At 45.9% G+C, this 20,650-nt stretch carries 17 protein-coding genes; 11 read left to right on the forward strand and 6 right to left on the reverse strand.

What is annotated here, in order from left to right; genetic code table 11:
• Nucleotides 1–20: 20 nt before the first annotated feature.
• From F7D47_RS13500 to rsmH, 3 genes are read right to left on the reverse strand one after another with little or no spacing between them, the layout of a single operon-like run.
• A complete protein-coding gene (locus F7D47_RS13500) occupies nucleotides 21–2,180 on the reverse strand; it encodes a penicillin-binding protein (protein ID WP_153085231.1) in 2,160 nt (719 codons plus the stop codon).
• Nucleotides 2,177–2,683 carry an FtsL-like putative cell division protein gene (locus F7D47_RS13505; RefSeq protein WP_153083273.1) on the reverse strand — a complete coding sequence of 169 codons (507 nt, stop codon included), beginning with the start codon at nucleotides 2,681–2,683 and terminating at the stop codon, nucleotides 2,177–2,179. Before F7D47_RS13505 ends, F7D47_RS13500 begins: the two co-directional genes overlap by 4 nt.
• Entirely contained in the window at nucleotides 2,680–3,594 is a 915-nt protein-coding gene (gene rsmH / locus F7D47_RS13510) for a 16S rRNA (cytosine(1402)-N(4))-methyltransferase RsmH (protein ID WP_117692963.1), read from the reverse strand. Before rsmH ends, F7D47_RS13505 begins: the two co-directional genes overlap by 4 nt.
• 357 nt (nucleotides 3,595–3,951) lie before the next feature.
• On the opposite strand from rsmH, the gene F7D47_RS13515 reads away from it, so the two are divergent.
• From F7D47_RS13515 to fic, 3 genes are all read left to right on the forward strand, one after another.
• Nucleotides 3,952–4,779 carry a glycerol acyltransferase gene (locus F7D47_RS13515; RefSeq protein WP_118416213.1) on the forward strand — a complete coding sequence of 276 codons (828 nt, stop codon included), beginning with the start codon at nucleotides 3,952–3,954 and terminating at the stop codon, nucleotides 4,777–4,779.
• Between the two features lie 72 nt (nucleotides 4,780–4,851).
• Nucleotides 4,852–5,847 (forward strand): GNAT family N-acetyltransferase, encoded by a 996-nt coding sequence (locus F7D47_RS13520; protein ID WP_153083272.1) that lies wholly within the window; start codon nucleotides 4,852–4,854, stop codon nucleotides 5,845–5,847.
• Nucleotides 5,848–6,085: 238 nt separating this feature from the next.
• Entirely contained in the window at nucleotides 6,086–6,967 is an 882-nt protein-coding gene (gene fic, locus F7D47_RS13525; protein WP_117692967.1) for a protein adenylyltransferase Fic, read from the forward strand.
• An 84-nt stretch (nucleotides 6,968–7,051) separates the two neighbouring features.
• Here fic and F7D47_RS13530 read toward each other — a convergent pair whose 3' ends face one another.
• On the reverse strand, nucleotides 7,052–8,389 hold the full coding sequence (locus tag F7D47_RS13530) for a deoxyguanosinetriphosphate triphosphohydrolase (protein ID WP_153085230.1): 1,338 nt from the start codon (nucleotides 8,387–8,389) through the stop codon (nucleotides 7,052–7,054).
• 168 nt (nucleotides 8,390–8,557) lie between these two features.
• Between F7D47_RS13530 and dut the strand changes: the two genes are divergently transcribed.
• The 8 genes from dut to F7D47_RS13570 all read left to right on the forward strand — a co-directional run bounded on the left by dut (nucleotide 8,558) and on the right by F7D47_RS13570 (nucleotide 18,173).
• On the forward strand, nucleotides 8,558–8,995 hold the full coding sequence (gene dut / locus F7D47_RS13535; protein ID WP_153085229.1) for a dUTP diphosphatase: 438 nt from the start codon (nucleotides 8,558–8,560) through the stop codon (nucleotides 8,993–8,995).
• 42 nt (nucleotides 8,996–9,037) lie between these two features.
• Nucleotides 9,038–10,888 (forward strand): tetratricopeptide repeat protein, encoded by a 1,851-nt coding sequence (locus F7D47_RS13540; RefSeq protein WP_153085228.1) that lies wholly within the window; start codon nucleotides 9,038–9,040, stop codon nucleotides 10,886–10,888.
• 37 nt (nucleotides 10,889–10,925) lie between these two features.
• Nucleotides 10,926–11,840 carry a DUF4292 domain-containing protein gene (locus F7D47_RS13545; protein ID WP_228113461.1) on the forward strand — a complete coding sequence of 305 codons (915 nt, stop codon included), beginning with the start codon at nucleotides 10,926–10,928 and terminating at the stop codon, nucleotides 11,838–11,840.
• Nucleotides 11,841–11,890: 50 nt separating this feature from the next.
• A complete protein-coding gene (locus tag F7D47_RS13550) occupies nucleotides 11,891–13,672 on the forward strand; it encodes a murein hydrolase activator EnvC family protein (protein WP_153085226.1) in 1,782 nt (593 codons plus the stop codon).
• Between the two features lie 392 nt (nucleotides 13,673–14,064).
• Nucleotides 14,065–14,940 (forward strand): DUF5119 domain-containing protein, encoded by an 876-nt coding sequence (locus tag F7D47_RS13555; RefSeq protein ID WP_194252659.1) that lies wholly within the window; start codon nucleotides 14,065–14,067, stop codon nucleotides 14,938–14,940.
• 138 nt (nucleotides 14,941–15,078) lie between these two features.
• Nucleotides 15,079–16,143 (forward strand): fimbrillin family protein, encoded by a 1,065-nt coding sequence (locus F7D47_RS13560; protein WP_153085224.1) that lies wholly within the window; start codon nucleotides 15,079–15,081, stop codon nucleotides 16,141–16,143.
• 40 nt (nucleotides 16,144–16,183) lie between these two features.
• On the forward strand, nucleotides 16,184–17,233 hold the full coding sequence (locus F7D47_RS13565; RefSeq protein WP_153085223.1) for a fimbrillin family protein: 1,050 nt from the start codon (nucleotides 16,184–16,186) through the stop codon (nucleotides 17,231–17,233).
• Nucleotides 17,234–17,258: 25 nt separating this feature from the next.
• Nucleotides 17,259–18,173, forward strand: a complete 915-nt coding sequence (locus tag F7D47_RS13570) for a fimbrillin family protein (protein ID WP_194252660.1) — start codon at nucleotides 17,259–17,261, stop codon at nucleotides 18,171–18,173.
• A gap of 184 nt (nucleotides 18,174–18,357) precedes the next feature.
• Here the strand turns inward: F7D47_RS13570 and F7D47_RS13575 are convergent, their stop codons facing one another.
• Nucleotides 18,358–18,582 carry a DUF4248 domain-containing protein gene (locus tag F7D47_RS13575; RefSeq protein WP_119238599.1) on the reverse strand — a complete coding sequence of 75 codons (225 nt, stop codon included), beginning with the start codon at nucleotides 18,580–18,582 and terminating at the stop codon, nucleotides 18,358–18,360.
• A gap of 14 nt (nucleotides 18,583–18,596) precedes the next feature.
• Nucleotides 18,597–19,718 (reverse strand): replication initiation protein, encoded by a 1,122-nt coding sequence (locus tag F7D47_RS13580; protein ID WP_153085221.1) that lies wholly within the window; start codon nucleotides 19,716–19,718, stop codon nucleotides 18,597–18,599.
• Between the last annotated feature and the right edge of the window lie 932 nt (nucleotides 19,719–20,650).

A 20,650-nucleotide genomic window follows, 5' to 3' on the forward strand; every position in this document is an offset into this window, starting at 1 on the left:
CAGATAACTGTTTCTGGGTTTTATTCGAGCACAATGCTGCATACGGCACCTTTCTTGATGACCGTTCCCGGCATCAGACTCTGCTTTACTACCTTTCCTCTACCTGTAATCTGGGTCTTGATGCCCCGGCTCTCCATATTGTAGATAGCGTCTCGGGCTCCCATTCCGGTAACGTCGGGTACGATTGTCTTGCCGTATTGCTTCTCCCTGATGAGCTTGATGCTGTGGTTACCCACGCGCTCTGCCTTGCCCCAGATAGGGTTGCCGTTGGCATAGCTGCCACTCCAGTTGGCATTGGTCTTGATGCCGAGGTGGCTGAGCACATAGTTGGCTGCAAGGATATTGCCTGCCTTTACGTCAGGAACGAAGACGGATGCTGAGTCGCGGGCGTCCTTTACGTCAACTTTCAGACTCTGCGCCATGATGCCTTCTGAAATCTCATGGAAGACCTTACCGCACATCGTACCGCCCGAAGCAGGCAAACCGGATTTCTGTATGCAGACGATACAGCTGTAGCGTGGCGCATCGGCAGGGAAGTAGCCTGCGAAACTGATGAGATAGCTGGTTCCGCCACTCTTATATCCACCGGCACCTTTTGAAATCTGGGCTGTACCGGTCTTTCCTGCCACTTTGAAGTTAGGCGAACCGGCTTTCTTTCCCAGTCCCAAGCTTACCACCTGTTCCAGGATGGTTTGCAGTTCCTTGATGCTCTTCTCCTTGGCTATCTGCTGGCGCATCACTTCAGGAGGAAATTCCATGATGGTTTCTCCGTTCTTCATTACCTTGCTCACGAATCTTGGTCGCATCATCTTGCCGTTGTTGGCGATGGTGTTGTAGAAGGTGAGGGTAGAGATAGGCGGTATCTGGGTCTCATATCCGATACTCATCCATGGCAAACTGGTCTTTGCCCAGTTGTCATATTGTCCGTTCTTGTTTCTGTGCGGCATGCGGATTCTGGCTGGTGTTGCTCCCACCAGCGGAATCTTCAGGTCGTCGTGCAGACCGGTACGGTAGATACCCTTTACGAATTTCTCCGGGTTGTTGCGGTAATGGTCGTCTATGATGCGGCTCACACCGATGTTCGAACTGTACCACAGGGTCTGTGCGAGGGTCAGCATTCCGTATCCGCCTTTTCGCCAGTTGTGGTCTTTCATTTCTCTGCCGTACATCGGCCATATACCGCCACCGGTTTCTACATGATAGGTGGTGTCTACCACTCCGTCGTCCAGCGCTACGAGGATAGAGGCTGGCTTGAACACCGAACCTGGCTCCAGAAGGTCGCTCACGGCATGGTTGTGGATTTCTCTGTATTCGCCGTCGAAACATTTCTCCATGTTTACGATGGCCTTGATGTCGCCCGTAGGTACATCCATCACGATGGCTACACCCACATTGGCGTTGATTTCCTTCAGCTCGTCGATGAGTGAGCGTTCGGCAAGGTCTTGTATGCTCACATCGATAGTGGTCACGATATCAGCTCCGTCAATAGGAGGGGTATCGGTAATGTCGAGGAACTTGTTGCGCACCTTGCGGCGATGCACGATACCATTGGTACCTCGCAGGATAGAGTCGTAACTCAGCTCCAGACCGAACCGGGCAGTATCCTTGGCGCCATACATGGCTCCGATGGTACGGCCTGCCAGCGAACCGTAGGTTCTGGTTCGGGCATTATATTCTTCCCAGTGGAAACCGCTCTGGTAGGGCTTCAGGCGGAATACCGGAATGTCCTTTATCTCGGTGAAGGTGTTATAGTCTACACGCTTCGGATAAACCGGCCAGTGGCGGCTCATCTTGGCGCGACCTTCGGTGAGGTGTTTCTTGAAATCAGCCGCGTTCAGGTTCGGGAATATCTGGTGCAGGCAAAGACAGATGGAGTCTTGCTTGGCATCCCACAGCGAGTCGTTCTCTGCATCTTTCAGCGCCTTGAAGTCCATGAAGACCTTAAACTCCGGCAGCGAACTTGCCATCAGCTGTCCTGTACAGCTCAGGATGTTTCCTCGGTTTGGCTTCACGGTCACGGAATCCTTCTTTTGCCGTTCTGCCACCTTCATCCAGTAATCATGCTTGGCGGTCATGATGTAGAGCGCTTTACCCACTACGGCTATGGCGAAAATCGTCATGATGATGGCGATGGCGCTGTAGCGGGGCATTACTTTCTTATGATCAAATTTGCTGCTCATTCTTCGGGTACGTTTATGATGTATGGAGGTTGGGTAGCGATGTGCAGCACGCTGTCTTTGTTGTTTTTCAGCATGTCGAGCACATTACTTTCACGACTCTTCTCTGTTATCTGGCTGCTTGTAGACAGCGCTTTGTATTTGGTGTCTTGCAGTTCTTTCTGCAGTTTGTCCAACTCGATGATATCGTTCTGGATATTGTATCGGTTGGATATGTAGATAATGACAAAAAACACGATGAGGATAACGAGCCATATCTGCCGGCGTATGATTTGTGCGGTAAGAATGTCTCCACCCAGAATCTTTCGCAGCGTAAAGCTCGATGATCCTGAAGCCTCTTCCTCTATGGCTTGCTTGGCAATCACTTCCTTGAGCGAAGCCTGTGGAGCCTCCTGCTGCTGTGGCTCCTGCTGCGGAGTTTCCTGCTTCGGCGGTTCCTGTGATGCCTGTGCCTTTTCTTCGGCTATAGGCTTCTCACTGATGTTTATGTCTTTATCGTTTATCATTTCTTTTCTGCTATTCTTAGTTTGGCGCTTCTGCTCCTAGGGTTTCTTTCCTGCTCGTCGGCATCGGGAACGATTACCTTGTTGTTCACGAGTTTGAAAGGGGTTTCTATTCTTCCGAAGAAGTCCTGCTCTATCTTGCCTTCTGCATTGCCCGCTTTCATCATGTTCTTTACGATTCTGTCTTCCAGCGAGTGATAGGTGATGACGCTGAGTCGGCCTCCCGGTTTCAGAAGTTCCGTGGCTGAGCGGAGCATCTCTTTCAGGGCGTCCATCTCGTGGTTCACTTCTATGCGCAGCGCCTGGAAGAGTTTTGCCATGTCTTTCTTCTCGCGTTCCCGCTTGAAGAGGGGCTCTACGGCTGCCATGAAGTCTTTGGTGGTGAGGATGGGCTTCTCGGCTCTTGCCTTGACGAGTGCCGAGGCGATGCGGCGCGAGTTCTTCAGCTCACCGTATAGGTAGAAGATGTCGGCAAGGGCACCTTCGTCATATTCGTTTACGATGTCGGCAGCAGTCTTGCCTGCACGCTTGTTCATGCGCATGTCGAGTGGGGAGTCGAAACGGAAGGAGAAACCGCGGGTCTCGTCATCGAAGTGATGGCTTGATACGCCCAGGTCGGCTAACAGTCCGTCGAGTCCGTCTACCCCGTAGTAGCGCATCCAGTTTTTCAGGAATCTGAAGTTGGAGCATACGAAGGTGAAGTTCTCGTTAGCCACCACGTTGCGCTCTGCATCGGCGTCCTGGTCGAAACTGTACAGGTGCGCCCCCTCCGTCAGGCGCGACAGAATCTCTCTGGAGTGTCCGCCACCACCGAAGGTTACGTCTACATAGATACCTCCTGGCTGTATGTTCAACCCATCAACGCTCTCCTTGAGGAGCACCGGTACGTGATATGTTTCTGCTGTCTTTATCATATATCTTTTTGCTGTCTTATCGCGTTATATTATTGCGTGCGTACTTATTAGTGTATAAATTTGGGTTCAAAGGTACATAAAAATCTCCATATAGCCTTACATTTTCCCACAAAATTTATAAAACTTAATGAAAAAGTTGTTTTTGGTCAACTTCACCTTCCAGTTTCGGGCATCGCCTTTTTGTTCTCATCAAGTGTGATGTTTTTGCAAAAATACGTGCAAAATGGGCTCGATTTGTCGTGATAGTTTTAAAAAACTAATAAATTTTCGCTTTTTTGCTATTTTTTTTGGAAAAAATGGCACGTATTTGAAAAAGTTGAGTTACTTTTGCACTAACTTATATAAGTTTTAGCAAACATGAGTGAATCAATAGAGAAAACGATAGACATAGATAAGATTCTTAAGAGCAAGATGGGAAGCAAGGTGAAATTCGTACCGCGCTTCCTGGTTTCCTGGCTCAAGAAGATTATTCACGAGGACGAGGTGAACAGGTTCTTGTGGGAGAGCCGTGGCCTTTCGGGTACTGAATGGCTCACCGAATGTGTGCGCTATCTGAAGATGGATGTTGAAATCGTAGGCTTGGAAAACCTGCCTGACAAGAACGACGGCAAACTCTATACCTTTGTTTCCAATCATCCTTTGGGCGGACAGGACGGTGTATGTCTCGGTTCCATCATCGGCAAGCACTATGATGGCAAGTTCCGCTATCTGGTGAATGATCTTCTGCTCAACTTGCCGGGTTTGAAACCTGTAAGTATCGGCATCAACAAGACGGGTCGCCAGAGCCGCGATTTTCCACGTATGGTGGAGGCGGGCTTCAAGAGTGACAACCACATGCTGATGTTTCCGGCAGGCTTGAACAGCCGCAAGCGCAAGGATGGAACTATCCACGACCTGCCTTGGAAGAAGACGTTTATCTCTAAGAGTGTAGAATATCAGCGCGATGTGGTGCCTATCCATTTCGGAGGGCGCAACTCTGAGCGCTTCTACCGCATCGCCCGATTTAGCGACAAGTATCTGCCGTTCAATCTCGCCATGCTGTTCCTGGTTGACGAGATGTACAGGAATGTGGGCAAGCATTTCCGCATCTCCATCGGCAAACCGATTCCTTGGCAGACTTTTGATAAGAGCAAGTCGGCTACCGAGTGGGCGCAGTATGTTGAAGACAGGGTTTATGAACTTTAATGGTTTTCAAAACCCGGGAACATTGTTTTATATTAACGAAATCGTAGAATCATAGCATAGAAGAAGAGTAATATGGAAGAAGAAATCATCCAACCGATTGACCGTGAGCTCCTGAAAAGCGAGCTTACACCCGACAAACAACTGAGAATGACCAATAAGAGCCATAACGAGATTTACATCGTTACGGCAAATGATTCGCCTAATGTGCTGAAAGAGATTGGTCGACTTCGTGAAATCGCTTTCCGCGAAGCGGGAGGCGGAACGGGCAAATCTATGGATCTTGATGAGTTCGACTTTGGTGACAACTGTTACAAGCAGCTGATTGTTTGGAATCCTGAAGCCGATGAGATTATCGGCGGTTACCGTTATCTCCTGGGTAAGGACTGGCTGCTCGATGAGAAGGGACAGCCTAAGCTGGCAACCAGCCACATGTTCCATTTCTCCGACAAGTTCCTCAAGGAGTATATGCCTTATACCGTAGAGCTGGGCCGTTCCTTCGTTTCGCTCGAATATCAGAATGTGCGTACCAACACCAAGAGCATCTTTGCTCTCGACAATCTCTGGGATGGTTTGGGTGCTTTGACGGTTCTCTATCCGGAAGTAAAATATTTCTTCGGCAAGATGACGATGTATCCGTCTTACATCCGTCGTGGCCGCGACATGATTCTCTATTTCCTCAAGAAGCATTTTGATGACAAGGAGAACCTCGTAATCCCGATGAAACCGCTGAAATTGGATACTCCGGAGAGTGATTTGGCTGCTATCTTTACAGAAGATGACTTCAAGGCAGACTATCGCATCCTGAACCGTGAAGTTCGCAAGTTGGGTTATAATATTCCTCCTCTTGTTAATGCCTACATGAGTCTGAGTCCTACGATGAAGCTTTTCGGTACCGCCATCAACTATGGCTTTGGTGATGTAGAGGAGACCGGTATCCTTATCGCCATCGATGAGATTCTCGAAGAGAAGCGAGTTCGCCACATCAACAGTTTTATTAAGGAACATCCTGAGGCTCTGAAGATTACGAGCGGAGCCAATAAAGTAATTTATAAGGAAAAAGTTATCTAGACTATACCGCAGAATCCCATGTTCTTATTGCTTATAGGCAATAGAAACATGGGATTTCTGTTTTCTGTAAAAACTGCTTGCCTCGGTTAAATAGTCTTAATGAATCTCGGAAAAGGCAGCGGAATTTTGGTTTTATGTGTCGAAAAGTGTATCTTTGCGCAGGTTTTATGTGTCAGAAAGTGTAAAGATATATCACCAACATGCCGTTATACGGGGTGTCTTTAAAATGAATTGCAATATGGACAGAAAATTATCAATCAGATTTTATAAAGACCGGGAAGTAAGAGCGGTTTGGGACGGGGAATACAACAAGTGGTGGTTCTCTGTGCTGGATATTATCGGCGTATTGAACGAGCAGGACGATTATAGCAAGAACCGTAATTACTGGAAGTATTTGAAAAATAAACTGAAGAAGGAAAATAATGAACTGGTTAGTGCTACTAACCAGTTGAAATTACAAGCTCCTGACGGCAAACTGCGTTTGACCGATGTCCTCGACAACGAAGGTATTATGTTGCTAGCCAGGAACTTTCCTAACAATAAAGCTGCCGACTTCCTGGATTGGTTTACCTATAGCGATAATACCATTGATGGCCAGAGCCGCAAGAAAGCATACACTCTTTTTGAGAGTGAACTGATTAATTCCATTACTGAAGGTTCTGTCAAAGGTTTGCAGCAGATTCATGCTTTCCTCTTTGGTGGTCTATACGATTTTGCGGGACAGATCCGAACTATGAACATTGCAAAGGGCGGTTTCCAATTTGCCATGGCGCAGTATCTTCCACAAACACTTGCTGGAATCGAACAGATGCCGGAAAGTACGCTGGATGAAATCATCGACAAATACGTAGAAATGAACATTGCTCATCCTTTCCGTGAGGGAAATGGCAGAGCTACGCGCATTTGGCTTGACTTGATATTGAAGCGCAGGCTGAAAAAATGCGTGGATTGGAGCCTTATTGACAAGAACGATTATTTGGCTGCGATGACACAAAGTGTTGTTGATAGTAGTAGCATCAAACAGCTTATTTCCAATGCTTTAACAGATCAAATTGAAGACCGTGAGGTCTTCATGAAGGGCATAGACTATTCTTATTATTATGAGCAGGTGGATGAATAAATAAAAAGAAAAATAACACGGACAAATTCAAATTGTCCGTGTTATTTTTTAGTTTAAGATTTGTTTTATCCCTTACATTTTCCCTTATACAATAGGCAGACTGATTCCGTTGATCTTCTGATAGATGTCGAGCGCATAGATGTCGGTCATGCCGCTGATATAATCAATTACCGCCATGATGCGCTCCTCCAGATTTTCGTTCTCTATATCATACTGGCTGCTTACCCGGCGCAGGAGCTGCTTGGAGTAGAAGCGCGATGGGTTGACGGCTGCTTCGATGAAAACCTCCATCAGGGTTGCCATGATTTGATAACCCGACAGTTCTATGTCGAGTACCGGCTTGCTTTGGTAAATCTTAGAGTAGGAGATCTTCTCACATTCCTTGTATGCCTTTTTCTGGCGCTCGGAAATATGGTCGATGAGACTGCCCTCGAAAGTTCCGGCAAGGATTTCCTCCTCGTGCGCCAGGAAGGCTGCCACACATTCGTTCTCCAGTTTGCCGATGACGCTGGCTCTCATGTACACCACTTTCTCGTTTTCGTCAGTCAGTTCTTCGTCGATGATGCGCTGGCGTATCTTCTGCTGGATATCTTCATCGAAGAAACTCAGCAGCAAGTGCTCCGTCTCGGCAAAGGAAAGAATCTTGAGCTTATGGGAGTCTTCGATGTCCATGATTTCGTAGCAGATGTCGTCGGCAGCTTCTACCATATATACAAGTGGATGGCGGGCGTATTTGAGAGGCTCACCCGGTGCAGATTTGCAAAAAATGCCCAATTCATCGGCAATTTTTCTATAAGATTCCGCTTCGGAAGCAAAGAAACCGAATTTGCCGTGGTTGCCGGCAAGACAGCTTGCAAACGGGTATTTTACGATGGAAGCAAGCATGGAATAGGTCATGACGAAACCACCCTGACGGCGCCCCTTGAACCGGTGGGTCAGGATTCTGAAGGCATTTGCGTTGCCTTCGAAATGCGTAATATCATCCCAAAACTCCGATGAAACCATTGATTTTATCTTCTGACCCGGTCCTTCAGAGAAGAAAGTCTGGATGGCTTTCTCGCCGGAATGACCGAAAGGCGGATTGCCCAAATCATGTGCCAGACAGGCTGCACTTACGATGGTACCTATCTCCTCGAAGAGCGTATCCTTCAGTTCAGGCCGCTTCCGGATGACGTGTCGGGAAATGTCGTTACCAATCGACATGCCCACACTCGCCACCTCCAGACTGTGGGTGAGGCGGTTGTGAACGAAGATGCTGCCCGGCAAAGGGAAAACCTGTGTCTTGTTCTGCAGGCGGCGGAATGCCGATGAAAAGATAAGACGGTCGTAATCGCGCTTGAATTCAGAGCGATCATCATGGCGCTCGGCATGCTTATGCTCCTGTCCGAAACGCTTGTTGGATATCAGTTGTTTCCATTCCATATTATTGTATTACTTGATTCTGTAGCGCAAAAATACACTAAAGTAAGCACAAATCAAAATAAAATATGATAAATTACATGTTTTTATCCTCAAAAATTCATTTATTCCATCAAAATTGCTTATTTTTGCAGATTATTAAACTCAGACACAGATAAAAAAGGAAAAGTCATGATAAAAGTACAGATTATCAACAAGGGGCATCAGCCTCTACCTGCGTTTGCCACACCTCAGAGTGCCGGCATGGATTTGCGTGCTAACATCGATGAGGCAATCGTGCTTCATCCTATGGAGCGACGACTGGTGCCAACCGGTCTTTATATGGCTTTGCCTGCAGGTTATGAAGCGCAGATCCGTCCTCGCAGCGGTCTGGCTTTGAAGCATGGCATTACCGTATTGAATACGCCGGGAACCATCGATGCCGATTATCGCGGCGAAATCATGGTTCTGCTCATCAATTACTCTACAGAGGATTTCGTTATCAATGATGGTGAACGTATAGCTCAGATGGTGCTGGCTAAGCACGAACAATGCGATTTCATCGAGGTTAATGAGCTCGATGAAACCGAACGTGGAGCCGGCGGATACGGTCATACGGGTGTAAAATAACAGATTATTAAAGATAGAATAGAAAGGATTAGAATCGTGAAGATGAATCTTAGAAATATCAGTTGGGCAATGGGGCTGGTCTTGCTGGGCTCGGTAGCCATGCCGTCGCTTGCCCGTAAGAAGAAGGTGCAGCCGGTTCAGAAGCCGGCGGTTCAGGAGGATCATCTCTCTCCGAACGACCGCCAGCGCTACAACTATTTCTTCCTGGAGGGAGCGCGCCAGCAGGCTGCCGGCAATTATTCGGCAGCTTTCGACCTCTTTGAGCATGCCCGGAAGATTGACCCGAAGGCGGCTGAAACCTATTTCTATGAGTCGCTTTTCTATTCTCAGCTCAAGCAGGATTCCCTGGCACTTGCTTATATGCAGAAGGCAATAGAACTGGATCCGGAAAACCAGACCTATGCAGAGCAGTTGGGCAGATATTATATAGGTAGCCAGAAATACGATCTTGCCATCGATGCCTATGAGAATCTGTATGCCAAAAACCACGATAATACCGATGCCCTCCGTATCCTGGCTCAGCTTTATTCCCAGAATAAGGATTATAAATCAGTACTCAAAACCATTTCGCGTCTTGAGGTGGAAGAAGGTGAAAGCGAACAGTTCACCCTCTCTAAAATGAGAGTTTATGAACTGATGAACGACAAGAAAGCTGCCTATCAGGAACTGAAGTCGCTGGTAGACCAGCATCCGCTGGATATGCAGTACAAGACAATGCTGGGCAACTGGCTCGTACAGCACGACCGCCAGAAGGAAGCTTACAAGTGCTTTACCGATGTGCTGAAGGAAGAGCCTGACAATTCCTATGCCCAGATGTCGCTTTACGACTATTATAATGCCACCCGTCAGGAGCAGCTTGCCGGGCAGATGCTCGATAAGATATTGATGAGTCCGAAATCGGATCTGGAGACCAAGGTGATGATGTACCGCTCTTTCATTCAGAAGAACGAGAGCGAAGGTGGCGATTCTACCAAGGTGATTGCGCTGTTTGACAAGGCGCTCAACGTGGCTCATCCGTCAGCCGATGTGGCAGAGATGAAAGCTGCTTATATGAGTTTGAAGAAGATGCCTGCCGACTCTGTTTGCCGTGCCTTCGAAAAGGTGCTTACCATAGCTCCGGATAACGTGAATGCCAGAATGCAACTCGTACAGATGCTCTGGAACGAGAAGAAGTACGACCTGGTCTCCCTGCAATGTAAGGCGGCTCAGGAGTATAATCCCGAAGAAATGGTGTTCTATTACTTCGGTGGAATGGCGTATTATCAGAAAAATAAGGAAGACGAGGCACTTCGCGAGTTCCGTCTCGGACTGGCGCAGGTGAATGCGCAGTCGCCGGCTGACCTGGTTTCCGACCTCTATGCCGTAACCGGCGATATCCTTCATAAGAAAGGTGAAGAGCAGGAAGCTTTTGCGGCTTACGACTCCTGCCTGCAATGGAAAGATGACAACGTGATGGCGCTGAACAACTATGCCTACTATCTGAGCGAGAAGGGCGTTGACTTGCATAAGGCTGAGTCGATGAGCTACAAGACCATCAAGGCAGAGCCGAACAACGGTACTTATCTAGATACCTATGCCTGGATTCTCTTTATGGAAGAACGCTATGCTGATGCCAAGACTTATATAGACCAGGCACTCAAAAACCGCGATTCCACCGCAGATAACAGTACGGTTCTGGAACATGCCGGAGATATCTATTATATGAATGGTATGGCCGATGAATCCGTGAATTTCTGGAAGGAAGCCTATACCGGCGAGAACCAGACAGAGGTGTTGGCATGGAAGATTAAGAACAGACAATATATTACCGAAGAAGAACTGAAGAAGCGTAATGCGTCCAAGCAGAAACCTGCCGCTACGAAGAAGTCAGTCAGGAAAGGTAAGAAGAAATAAACGGAAAGTAGAAAAATCAGGAAAGATGAAATATACAATGAAGAAGAATAAGATGATGCTGCTTGCCGCAGCCTGCAGCATCCTGCTCCTCGGTTCTTGCGGAACCAGCAAGAATGTACAGGGCTCTGGCTCCACAACAGCCAGTCATCAGAAAGAGAATGCCACCAAGGGTTCTGTCTCTCGTCAGAGTGAGACGCTCAAGAAGTTGGCTTTCGTACAGAAGGTTTCAGACAATCAGGTGTATACCAGGAATATTGTAGGCAACATGTCGTTTACGCTCCAGGCTGGTGATAAGGATATTACCGTGCCGGGAAAACTGAGCATGCGTAAGGATGAAATCATCCGCATCCAGCTCTTTATTCCTATCTTGGGTACAGAGGTGGGCCGTCTGGAGTTTACTCCCGACCATGTACTTATCATCGACCGTCTGCACAAGGAATATATCAAGGCAGATTATACCCAGGTAGACTTCCTCAAGAAGCAGGGCATCTCCTTCTATTCTCTGCAGGCTCTCTTCTGGAACCAGCTGCTCCTGCCGGGCGAAAGGACTGTGAAGGAATCAGACCTCAAGAAGTTTGATGCCAGACTGGATGTGGCAGGAGATGCTGTGCCGGTTAGTTTCAGGAACGGCAATATGACCTATGCCTGGACAGCCAACCGCACTACCGGCCGTATCACAGCAGCAGATGTTGTCTATAAGAGTGCGCAGAACGGCACCTCCAATCTCCACGTCTCCTACGGCAATTTCAAGAGTGTAGGTGTCAAGATGTTCCCTGCCTCCCTGAATCTGGCGATGACCACTACTGCTACCAGGAAAAAGCAGGAGGCTAAGATCAGTCTGGAATTGAATCAGGTGAAGACCGACAGCAAGTGGAGTACTCAGACCGAGATTTCGGGCAAATACAAGCAGATTTCTCCAACAGATGTGCTCAGCAAGATATTGAGTATGTAGATGCTCATCAAGAGTTTGAAATTATAGAACATGGGTTTTTAATATAAGAAATGAAGCGAATCTTATTATTCATCATGGCAATCACCTTCTCGCTCGCACCTTTTGCGCAGAAGCATTCTGCCCAGAAGAAGCCGGTGAGAAAGACTGCCGTAACTGCGAAAAAGAAGGCTGCTACTCCTGCCAGAAAGACGAACAGCAGAAGTCATGTGGCCAGAAAGACATACAAACCAGCTGCGCCAACCAGAGCAGAACGCAGGGCTGCAACCTATAGCAATGCCTCTATCCGAGGCTTGCAGGGACAGCGCGCTTCTATCCGGAAGAAGATCAGAGAGCAGGAGCAGGCTTTACAGAGAAATAAGGCGGATGTGAAGAAACGTCTTGAAGACCTGATGGCGCTGAACGGAGAAATAGACCAGCGCCAGAAGAAGATTGACGGTATCCAGAAGGATATCCACCATATTGACGGCAATATCGGTATCCTGCAGGCACAGTTGAAAACGCTTCAGCAACAGTTGCAGGACCGCAAGAACAAGTATATCCGTTCCATGCGCTATATGAGCCGTCATCATACGGTTCAGGACAAGCTGATGTTCATCTTCAGTGCCAAGAATCTTACACAGATGTATCGCCGCCTTTCCTTCATCCGCCAGTATTCTTCCTATCAGAAGGTGCAGGGCGAGGCTGTAAAGGCTAAGCAGAAGCAGGTGAACGAGAAGCACCAGCAGTTGCAGCATGTTAAGGGACATAAGAACACCTTATTATATAAGGGTAAGCAGGAGAAGACGGTTTTGGAAGGTAAGCAGACCCAGCAGCAGGAAATGGTGCAGGGACTGCAGAAACAGCAGAAGACCATTCAGGCTGTCATCGCCGACCAGCGTAAGAAAGATGCGGCAATCAACGCACAGATTGACCGCCTGATTGCTCAGGAAGTAGCCAAGGCAAGAGCCCGTGCTGCTGCCGAGGCTAAGAAGAAGGCAGCTGCCGCTGCTGCCGCCAAGAAACGTGCCGAGGAACTGGCTCGCAAGAAAGCTGCTGCCGAGGCTGCTGCCAGGGAGAATGCCCGTCGTATAGCCGAAGCCAAGGCGCGTGAGGCTGCTGCCGAAGCTGCCCGCAGAAAGGCTGCCGAAGAAGCAAGACTGGCTGCCGAGGCTGCAAGAAAGGCTCTGGAGGAGGCTGCTGCCCAGGCTGCTGCTCAGGCGAAGGCTAAAGCGCAGGCTAGGGCGCGTGCTGCTGCCGAGGCTGCCAAGCGTGCTGCAGCAGAGCAGGCTGCCCGTGAGGCTGCTGCCGAACAGGCTGCAAGAAAGGCGGAGGCTGAAAGACGGGCTGCTGAATTGAAGGCGAAGGTAGATGCTGAACGCAGTACCCGTGAGATTGCGGCTGCCAAGAAGGAGGCACAGGAAGCTTCTACCTTGAGTTCGGTAGACCGTATGCTGAGCGGTGGATTCGAGGCTAACCGTGGTAGATTGCCGATGCCTATCAGCGGCAGTTACCGTGTGGTGAGTCATTTCGGCCAGTATAATGTAGAAGGTTTGAAGGGCGTAACGCTCGACAATAAGGGTATCAATATCCAGGGCAAGCCGGGTTGTGTGGCTCGCAGCATCTACGATGGTGAGGTGAGTGCCGTCTTCGGTTATGGTGGCATGTGGAACGTGCTGGTTCGTCATGGTGCCTATATCTCTGTTTACTGTAATTTGAAATCGGTCAGCGTTCATAAGGGTCAGAAGGTACGTACCCGTCAGGCATTGGGTAGTGTTGGCTCTGAAAACATCCTCCAGTTCCAGCTTCGCAAGGAGACTGCCAAGCTCAATCCGGAGGCTTGGCTGAGCCGATAATGTATGAAATGGTGCAGCCGGTAGTATTTTTACTGCCTGGCTGCTGTAGATGATAGAAATGAAACCTCCAATCGACTGGGTTCGGTTGGTGGTTTTTGATTGCTTACTAAAGAGGTGGTTACTGGCTTTTTTTGTGTTGTAACAAAAACTTTGTCTCATTTATCATTTAATTTTTATTAAATATTGCTTAAGGGCTGATTCAATTTTATGTTGTAATTTTGCAACCGCAAATTTTCGAAAAGAATTAATAACGAGAAAAGAAGTTTTATAAATATGAAGCATTCATGAAAAGATGTATAGGGCTATTCTTATACTGTTGGTTCCTTATCATTTTGTTTACTTCTTGCATTTATGATGACTATTCCGGTTGTCCGCAAAAGGATGGCCGTAAAATGGTGCGGATTAATGTGGATTGGCATTTGTTTGATAAAGAGGTGCCTACTGGTATGACGGTCATGGTGTTTCCCTGGTCAGGTGGTGCTCCGCAAACTGTCTTGACTAATGAGATAACTCATGCCGACTTTTCCTTAGAACCTGGAAAATATCGTATCCTTGTATTCAACCAAAGTACGACCGAGTTTGGTACACTCGACTTTCTGGGAATGGACTCTTACGAGACAGCACGGGCTGTGGTACAGCATACAACATCGCGTTGGTACTCGCGTGGAGATGATGAACAGATAGGAGTTGAGCCCGAGTGGCTTGCCTCTGATAAACTCGATGAATTCGAGGTTTCTGGAGACTTTTCTGAGGTTACTTTAACTCCAAGGAATGTGCTTTCGCATATCCAGGTCAACGTGAAAGTTCCAAGTATAGGATACCTGCGTTCTGCGAGAGGATCCTTAACTGGTATTTCAGAAGGATTTCTGCTGGGACAGGGGAAGCCGCTTCAGAGTAAGGTGACTTATCTTCTGGAGTCCTGGACGAAAACGATAGATAAAAATGACGCAACACTAGGAACGTTGAAGACATCGCTTAAATGTTTTGGCCTACCCGAAACTGCCCATCTTGATGCAGAAAACAATAAGCTGTCTCTTTCAGCTTTGTTGATAGACAAAAAGACGCAGGTAGATTATCAGTTTGCGGTAGGAGATAAGTTTAAGAAAGATGAAAATTCATCGGAGTTAGGTTATATTGTTTCTCTCCACGTAGATGTTAAGGTACCGAAACCTTTGCCTGAGGTGAAGCCTTCGGAAGGAAGTTCTGGCGGTTTTGACGTTACGATCAAGGATTGGGGTAAACCTGAGGATATTGATATGGAACTGTAGAAATTGTAAAGTGATAAGAAACATATAAAAATAGTAATAATAGATTAGTTTAGTTTAAAAATAGATATGTATAAGAAATTTTTTATGGGTATTGCTGCAATGGCAGCGTTGACATAGGTAAGTTGTTCAAGCGATGACTTGAATAGTCTTTCAGACAATTCTTCTAAGAATGAGGCTATCAGCTTTGATGGCTATTTGGGAAGAAGTGCAGTTGCTGTAAATGGTTCACGTGGTAGCGTGGTGGATCTTAATGCTCTTAAGAGTAGTTCGGAATTAGATAAAAAAGGTTTTGGTGTGTTTGGTTACTATTCTACTACAGATCATTCTGCTCCAGAGCAGTCTTTTGATGCTAATTTGTTCAACAATGAGCGCGTAACTTGTCCTAAAGATGGTGCAGATTGGACATATGACAATAAAAAGTATTGGCCATCACAAGGTCATATTGATTTCTATGCGTATGCTCCTTTTGAAACAGGAAAGACGTTAAATAAAAAAACATCTGCTACACCTACCACTACTACACCTACTTTTGATTTTACTGTATCAAAAACAATTGCTAACCAGACAGATTTGTTGTGGGCTAATGCTGAGAATAGGACAAAGGATAAGCTCTCTAGTGCAGATAAAAATAAAGTGAAATTTACTTTTGCTCATGCTTTGTCTAGACTTGGTTATACTGCAAAGTTAAATGATGCTTATTCTAGTGCAACTATTACATTGAATAAGATTACATTGGCAGGATCTTCTGAAAATGCAGAAATAGGAGCTTTCTACACAAAGGGTACTATAGATTTGTCTAAGCCTTCTTCTGAAAATCCTTGGACGCCATTAGATAAAGATAATAAGCTAAAATTTGATTGGTTCTCTAATGATAATACGTCTAGTGATAATACGTTAAGTAAAGATAAAGTAATCAAAAATTCTGGCAACGAATATTTGTTTGTAATTCCACAGGATTTCTCTAGTACTAATACAGAATCAAATCAACTTTATGTTATCGTAAAGTACACTATACAATATAATGGAGGAACTGCACAGCCAAAAGTTTCATATACAGTTTATAAGAAACTTGAAAAGAATTTCTTGCAGGGCAACGCATATACAATCAACTTGAACATTGGTCTGACTCCAATCGAATTCGATGCTGATGTTACTCCTTGGAATCCTAAAGATGGTGAATCAATCGATGCCTCTTGGAATTAATCGTATCAGATAAAAATAAAGAATTAAAAAGTATCATAAGATGAAGTTTCTTCGTTTAGCCTTTTATGTTTTGATAGCACAGCTGGTATTATCTGGTTGTGCCGGCGAAGGCGTGGAAGAAACTTCATCTTCTTCATCTTCTGAAATCAACTTTGATGCTTATCTGGGTCGGAATGCTTCAACCCGTGCTGGAGAAACCAATATTACTTCTCTCCAAGGGCCGTATCCTAACTCCGGATTTGGTGTCTTTGCAAGATACAAACATACTGATGGGACAATCTCATCTCTGATGGATAATGAACACGTAACCTGGAATGGGAATCGTTGGGGATATACAAATACCCGATATTGGCCAAATCAAGGAACTGTGAATTTCTATGCCTTTGCGCCTTATCACAAAAGCGTAAAACTGGTAAACAAACCTAAGAGTAACGATGTCTATCCAACTTATATAGAGTTTACTTCTTCAAAGTATTCTGTAGATTTGGTATGGGCACAAAAAAAAATAACCGCCCCAATATCTCCGACTGACAATACAGTGAAATTTAAGTTTCAACATGCTTTGGCTCGTTTGGCATTTGATATCACAGCCAAGCCGGAATTAGAGGAAAATGGTGCTGTGATAAACGTTAAAGAGGTGAAACTGTATGGCAGAACAGAAAATGAAGGTGCCTTTGATGTCCATGGCTATCTGAATCTTGAAGACGGAGAATGGTATCGCGTCGAGGATGAAAGTACTAGAGCGGTTTATACTTGGACACCAACTGGCGCAGAAGATGGAACCAACTTTAAGTTAACTGCATCTCAGTTAGACCATGAATGTACAAAAATAGAAAATGCTCCCAATTCTTATCTCTGTATAATCCCTCAGGATAAGTACCGATCGTTTAATCTGCAGATAACTTATACGGTACAGCAGGGAAACTTTGAGGAAGAGGTGACGGTAAAGAAGGATCTGAAACCAGTTGATTCTCATTTTCCGTTTGAAAAAGGAAAGGCGTATGTCTTTCATTTGAAACTTTCACTTGATCCTATCAATTTCAACATAACGGCTGATGTCGAAAATTTTGTTGAGGGGAAAAATGAATAATGTGTTTATAAGGATAATCGGGAATATGAAGCGGAATATTTATAGTAAGTTATGGATGATTTTCTTTGTCTTGATGGGTACAGCCTGTACCAATCAGGTGGAGGATGCTATTCCTGTATCTGATCAGCCTATTGAGTTTTCCGTGCAATCAGATTGGAAGGAAATTCCCAATACTCGCTCGAATGATGGTAAAACGAAATTTAACACTGGTGACGAGATTCAGATTTTCGGCTTCCATAAGTCTTCTTCTGGTGAGGTTCAGAAGTTTATGTATCGTGTAGATGGCTGGATTAGAGGTCAGATAGTAAAATTTGATGGTACAAACTGGAATTATTCACCCAAGCGTTTCTGGCCTAAAGAGGGAAAGCTAGATTTTTATGCTGGCTATCCAGCGTACTCTGTTGGCTATGACGAAAAGCATAATAGGATGTTTTATGAGCAGGAGACCCATCCTTTGGAGCTTGATCTGTTGTGGGGCGTATCTACCGGTCATGATTGTACAACAACAGGTCGTAGAAGCAACGTAGAAATCACGATGAAGCATGCCTTGGCTAAGGTGATTATCCGTTTTGACTCCTCTTTGGGTGAAATCAAGCAAGCTATAGTTTCGGCTTACAATGCTGGCTATTTCTCTCCAAACGAAACACAGGGAATCCCTCATTGGAATGTTGATACAACGTCTATCCAGAAAGTTACCATTATTCCTTATTATCAAGACCAGACGGCAATTGGTGATGCTACCGTATTTATCTTGCCAGATAAGATTACGGGACTCATACTGACAAAAAAGCTTGATGGGACAGTGATTGATGCTTCTAAAGAAATCAAGAAATATACGTTTGAAGCAGGAAAGTTATATGATCTCACGATAAAAGGAGTACAGAAGACGAATACAAATACCCGTTCTATAGCAATGTCTGTTCGTTGTGTTTCGGAATAGCGAAAAAATATCGACCTGTACGGTTGAAATTACCCACACGCCCTGAAAGGGCAGAAGCTCCTAGCCCAGGGCATCGCCCTGGGTTATTACAGACGCAAACTTGTCGCCCTGTAAGGGCAAAAGCTTTAAAATACCTGGCAGTATACAAAGCTTTTGCCCTTTCAGGGCGTCTTGCTGATTGCTATTATGCCCCCGGCTCGCCCAGGTATTCGAAGATGGTGAATACCTGGCGGGGAGGGAAATACTGGCTATGCTCCTGGTAGCCTAAGCGTTGCAGCTCGTTCCAGAGGGGCTCGCAACGCTTAATCCATCCCATGATATGACGGCGCGCTGTTGCCCCGTCGGTTGTGTCGGGAAAGTAGAGCAGACCCAGCTCGGTCTTGCTGTACATACGTTGGGGATAATTCATAAGCTTTATATTTTTTACAATCCTTCTACACCATGATCCTTAAAGAAACCTATCATCGCTGTGGTCATATAGCCACCCATGTTCATCTTCTTGTTCGAACGCCTGCAGTTGGCTATGTAATAATCCTTTCGCAGGAAGAAGTCCTCCAGGTCGCCAATCATATCTAACCTGAGATAGCCGCTCAGCTGGTCTGCCTTCTTCTCGCTCACATCATAATTGCATTGCAGCCGGAGTTTCAGTTTGCTCCGCTGTCCTCTCAGTTCGCTGCTCACTTCTGCACCCTCCGCAGTTTCGCCTGATGTGCGACGGTCGTGCAGGGTAAAGGTGATGTGTTCGGGCAGGTGATGCTTCACTTTTTTACCCTCCTCCAGAAAGAAAGGCTTATAGGTAAGATACTGGTCGATGATGTGGTTCTGGTAAAGGCGCTTGAGGTCTTTGCAGGCAAAAGTCAGACATTTGTTGTCCAGTGCCGACCAGGTCTTGTAGTAATCTTCCCTGCCATGCATCAGTTGCTGGATATGCGCCGTTTTGCAGATGGTGAATCCCTTTGCACCCCAGCAATTCATGATGATATATAACTTGATGCTCGATGCGCTGCGGCATTGGTTGATGGCATTGAGGTCGATACGGCTGACTCCCTTGTCGAAACTGTAGAAAAACCGTATCACGTTGTTGTCGAAGCGGAATTTTACCATCCAGTTCTTGTGCCGGTCTTGGTATATCTCACTCTTAAACAGGCATGCAAATTTCCGGTATAATGTCTGTTTTTCCAGCTTAAACGGCAGCAGGATGGGCTGGGATTCTATACGCTTGATGGCATCGCGCAATTGCGGATAATGATGAGCACCATAAGGAAACTCCGACAGTTTCATGATGACATCGGTGTGGTCTGCAGCTCTCTGTTCTGCGGTGAAGCCATTAAAAGTCTGTGAAGTTACCTGATAAGGGATGACATAGCCCAAGATGGCTTTCTGGGCATGCTTGATAATCTGCAGAACGATTTTGAGTTCTAGCACAGAATAGTTCTGGTAAGACAATCCTTGTACGCCAAGGATGGCTATCAGTTGTTTCTCTTGTTGATTTGTCAGAGGGAAGGCCTGCTGCCCGCCCAGCTGCTGTTGATTAAATTGTTCCATTGTCGGTTTCTTTTAAAATTGTTAGTGGCCTACCGATTGGGGCAAGTCTTGTTGTTGTTTATTGAAAACCGGCATGGAATTGGAGTAAGGAAACAAATAAGTTAAAACGATCTATCCGCTTGGGTAGATTTCTGCCGTTCATTCTTATTTCCAAAAGAGAACCTTACTACGCATCCATGCCGATAAATCATTATCAAATTTATCAGGCATAGAATGCCCTGTAAGGATTACCTTTTGGTCACTCACCTTTCGGGGCAGAAAATCCTACTCAATGAGCTATGTTCTAATCCTTAACCGAAAGCATTTCCCGGTGTCCTTCATCGGGAGGAGAATCACATTCTCCGCGCTTTCATGATGCAAAAGTAATATTTATTTCAGACTTATGCAAATTTTTGAAGAGAAAAAATGCATTTTAAAAGCTGAAATGTTGAAAAAAAAATCTTTTTCCTCCCGTATTACGTATAGTGTAAAAGATGTAAATGTATATATATAATATACTTGGTATAGTATAGGGAAGAAAAATCTGCATCTAACTGTATGATATTCAGTACCTTGTATTTTTAAGATTCTCCCTGGTAGTCATTCGGGCATATCATAAAACCCATGATTGTCCCTGATGGTACCTGTTATTGTCCCTGATGGTACCCTCAGAAAGGCTAATTCTCCCTGGTAGTCATTGAGCACTCAAATGAGGTAAACAAATAATGTACTTCCGTTTACCAACTGATGTGGCTGAACTGGGTTAAGGATATGGCTGCGTCGGGTTAAGGATTCGACTGAACTGGGTTACGCAGACGGCTGTACTCGCTGATTGAGCCACTTGAGTAGTCTGATTGAGCCACTTGAGTAAGCTGATTGAGCCACTTGAGTAAGCTGATTGAGCCACTTGAATAAGCTGACTGAACCACTTGAATAATCTGCAGCATACTCCG

The sequence above is a fragment of the Segatella copri genome (genome assembly GCF_009494835.1).
In the GTDB taxonomy this organism is placed as follows: domain Bacteria; phylum Bacteroidota; class Bacteroidia; order Bacteroidales; family Bacteroidaceae; genus Prevotella; species Prevotella copri_F.

Coding starts and splice junctions, on each gene's coding strand:
- F7D47_RS13555 (WP_194252659.1), top strand. CDS start 14,065: ATGGTGCGGATTAATGTGGATTGGCATTTGTTTGATAAAGAGGTGCCT.
- F7D47_RS13550 (WP_153085226.1), top strand. CDS start 11,891: ATGAAGCGAATCTTATTATTCATCATGGCAATCACCTTCTCGCTCGCA.
- rsmH (WP_117692963.1), bottom strand. CDS start 3,594: ATGATAAAGACAGCAGAAACATATCACGTACCGGTGCTCCTCAAGGAG.
- F7D47_RS13570 (WP_194252660.1), top strand. CDS start 17,259: ATGAAGCGGAATATTTATAGTAAGTTATGGATGATTTTCTTTGTCTTG.
- F7D47_RS13575 (WP_119238599.1), bottom strand. CDS start 18,582: ATGAATTATCCCCAACGTATGTACAGCAAGACCGAGCTGGGTCTGCTC.
- F7D47_RS13580 (WP_153085221.1), bottom strand. CDS start 19,718: ATGGAACAATTTAATCAACAGCAGCTGGGCGGGCAGCAGGCCTTCCCT.
- dut (WP_153085229.1), top strand. CDS start 8,558: ATGATAAAAGTACAGATTATCAACAAGGGGCATCAGCCTCTACCTGCG.
- fic (WP_117692967.1), top strand. CDS start 6,086: ATGGACAGAAAATTATCAATCAGATTTTATAAAGACCGGGAAGTAAGA.
- F7D47_RS13540 (WP_153085228.1), top strand. CDS start 9,038: ATGAATCTTAGAAATATCAGTTGGGCAATGGGGCTGGTCTTGCTGGGC.
- F7D47_RS13530 (WP_153085230.1), bottom strand. CDS start 8,389: ATGGAATGGAAACAACTGATATCCAACAAGCGTTTCGGACAGGAGCAT.
- F7D47_RS13520 (WP_153083272.1), top strand. CDS start 4,852: ATGGAAGAAGAAATCATCCAACCGATTGACCGTGAGCTCCTGAAAAGC.
- F7D47_RS13500 (WP_153085231.1), bottom strand. CDS start 2,180: ATGAGCAGCAAATTTGATCATAAGAAAGTAATGCCCCGCTACAGCGCC.
- F7D47_RS13565 (WP_153085223.1), top strand. CDS start 16,184: ATGAAGTTTCTTCGTTTAGCCTTTTATGTTTTGATAGCACAGCTGGTA.
- F7D47_RS13515 (WP_118416213.1), top strand. CDS start 3,952: ATGAGTGAATCAATAGAGAAAACGATAGACATAGATAAGATTCTTAAG.
- F7D47_RS13505 (WP_153083273.1), bottom strand. CDS start 2,683: ATGATAAACGATAAAGACATAAACATCAGTGAGAAGCCTATAGCCGAA.
- F7D47_RS13545 (WP_228113461.1), top strand. CDS start 10,926: ATGAAGAAGAATAAGATGATGCTGCTTGCCGCAGCCTGCAGCATCCTG.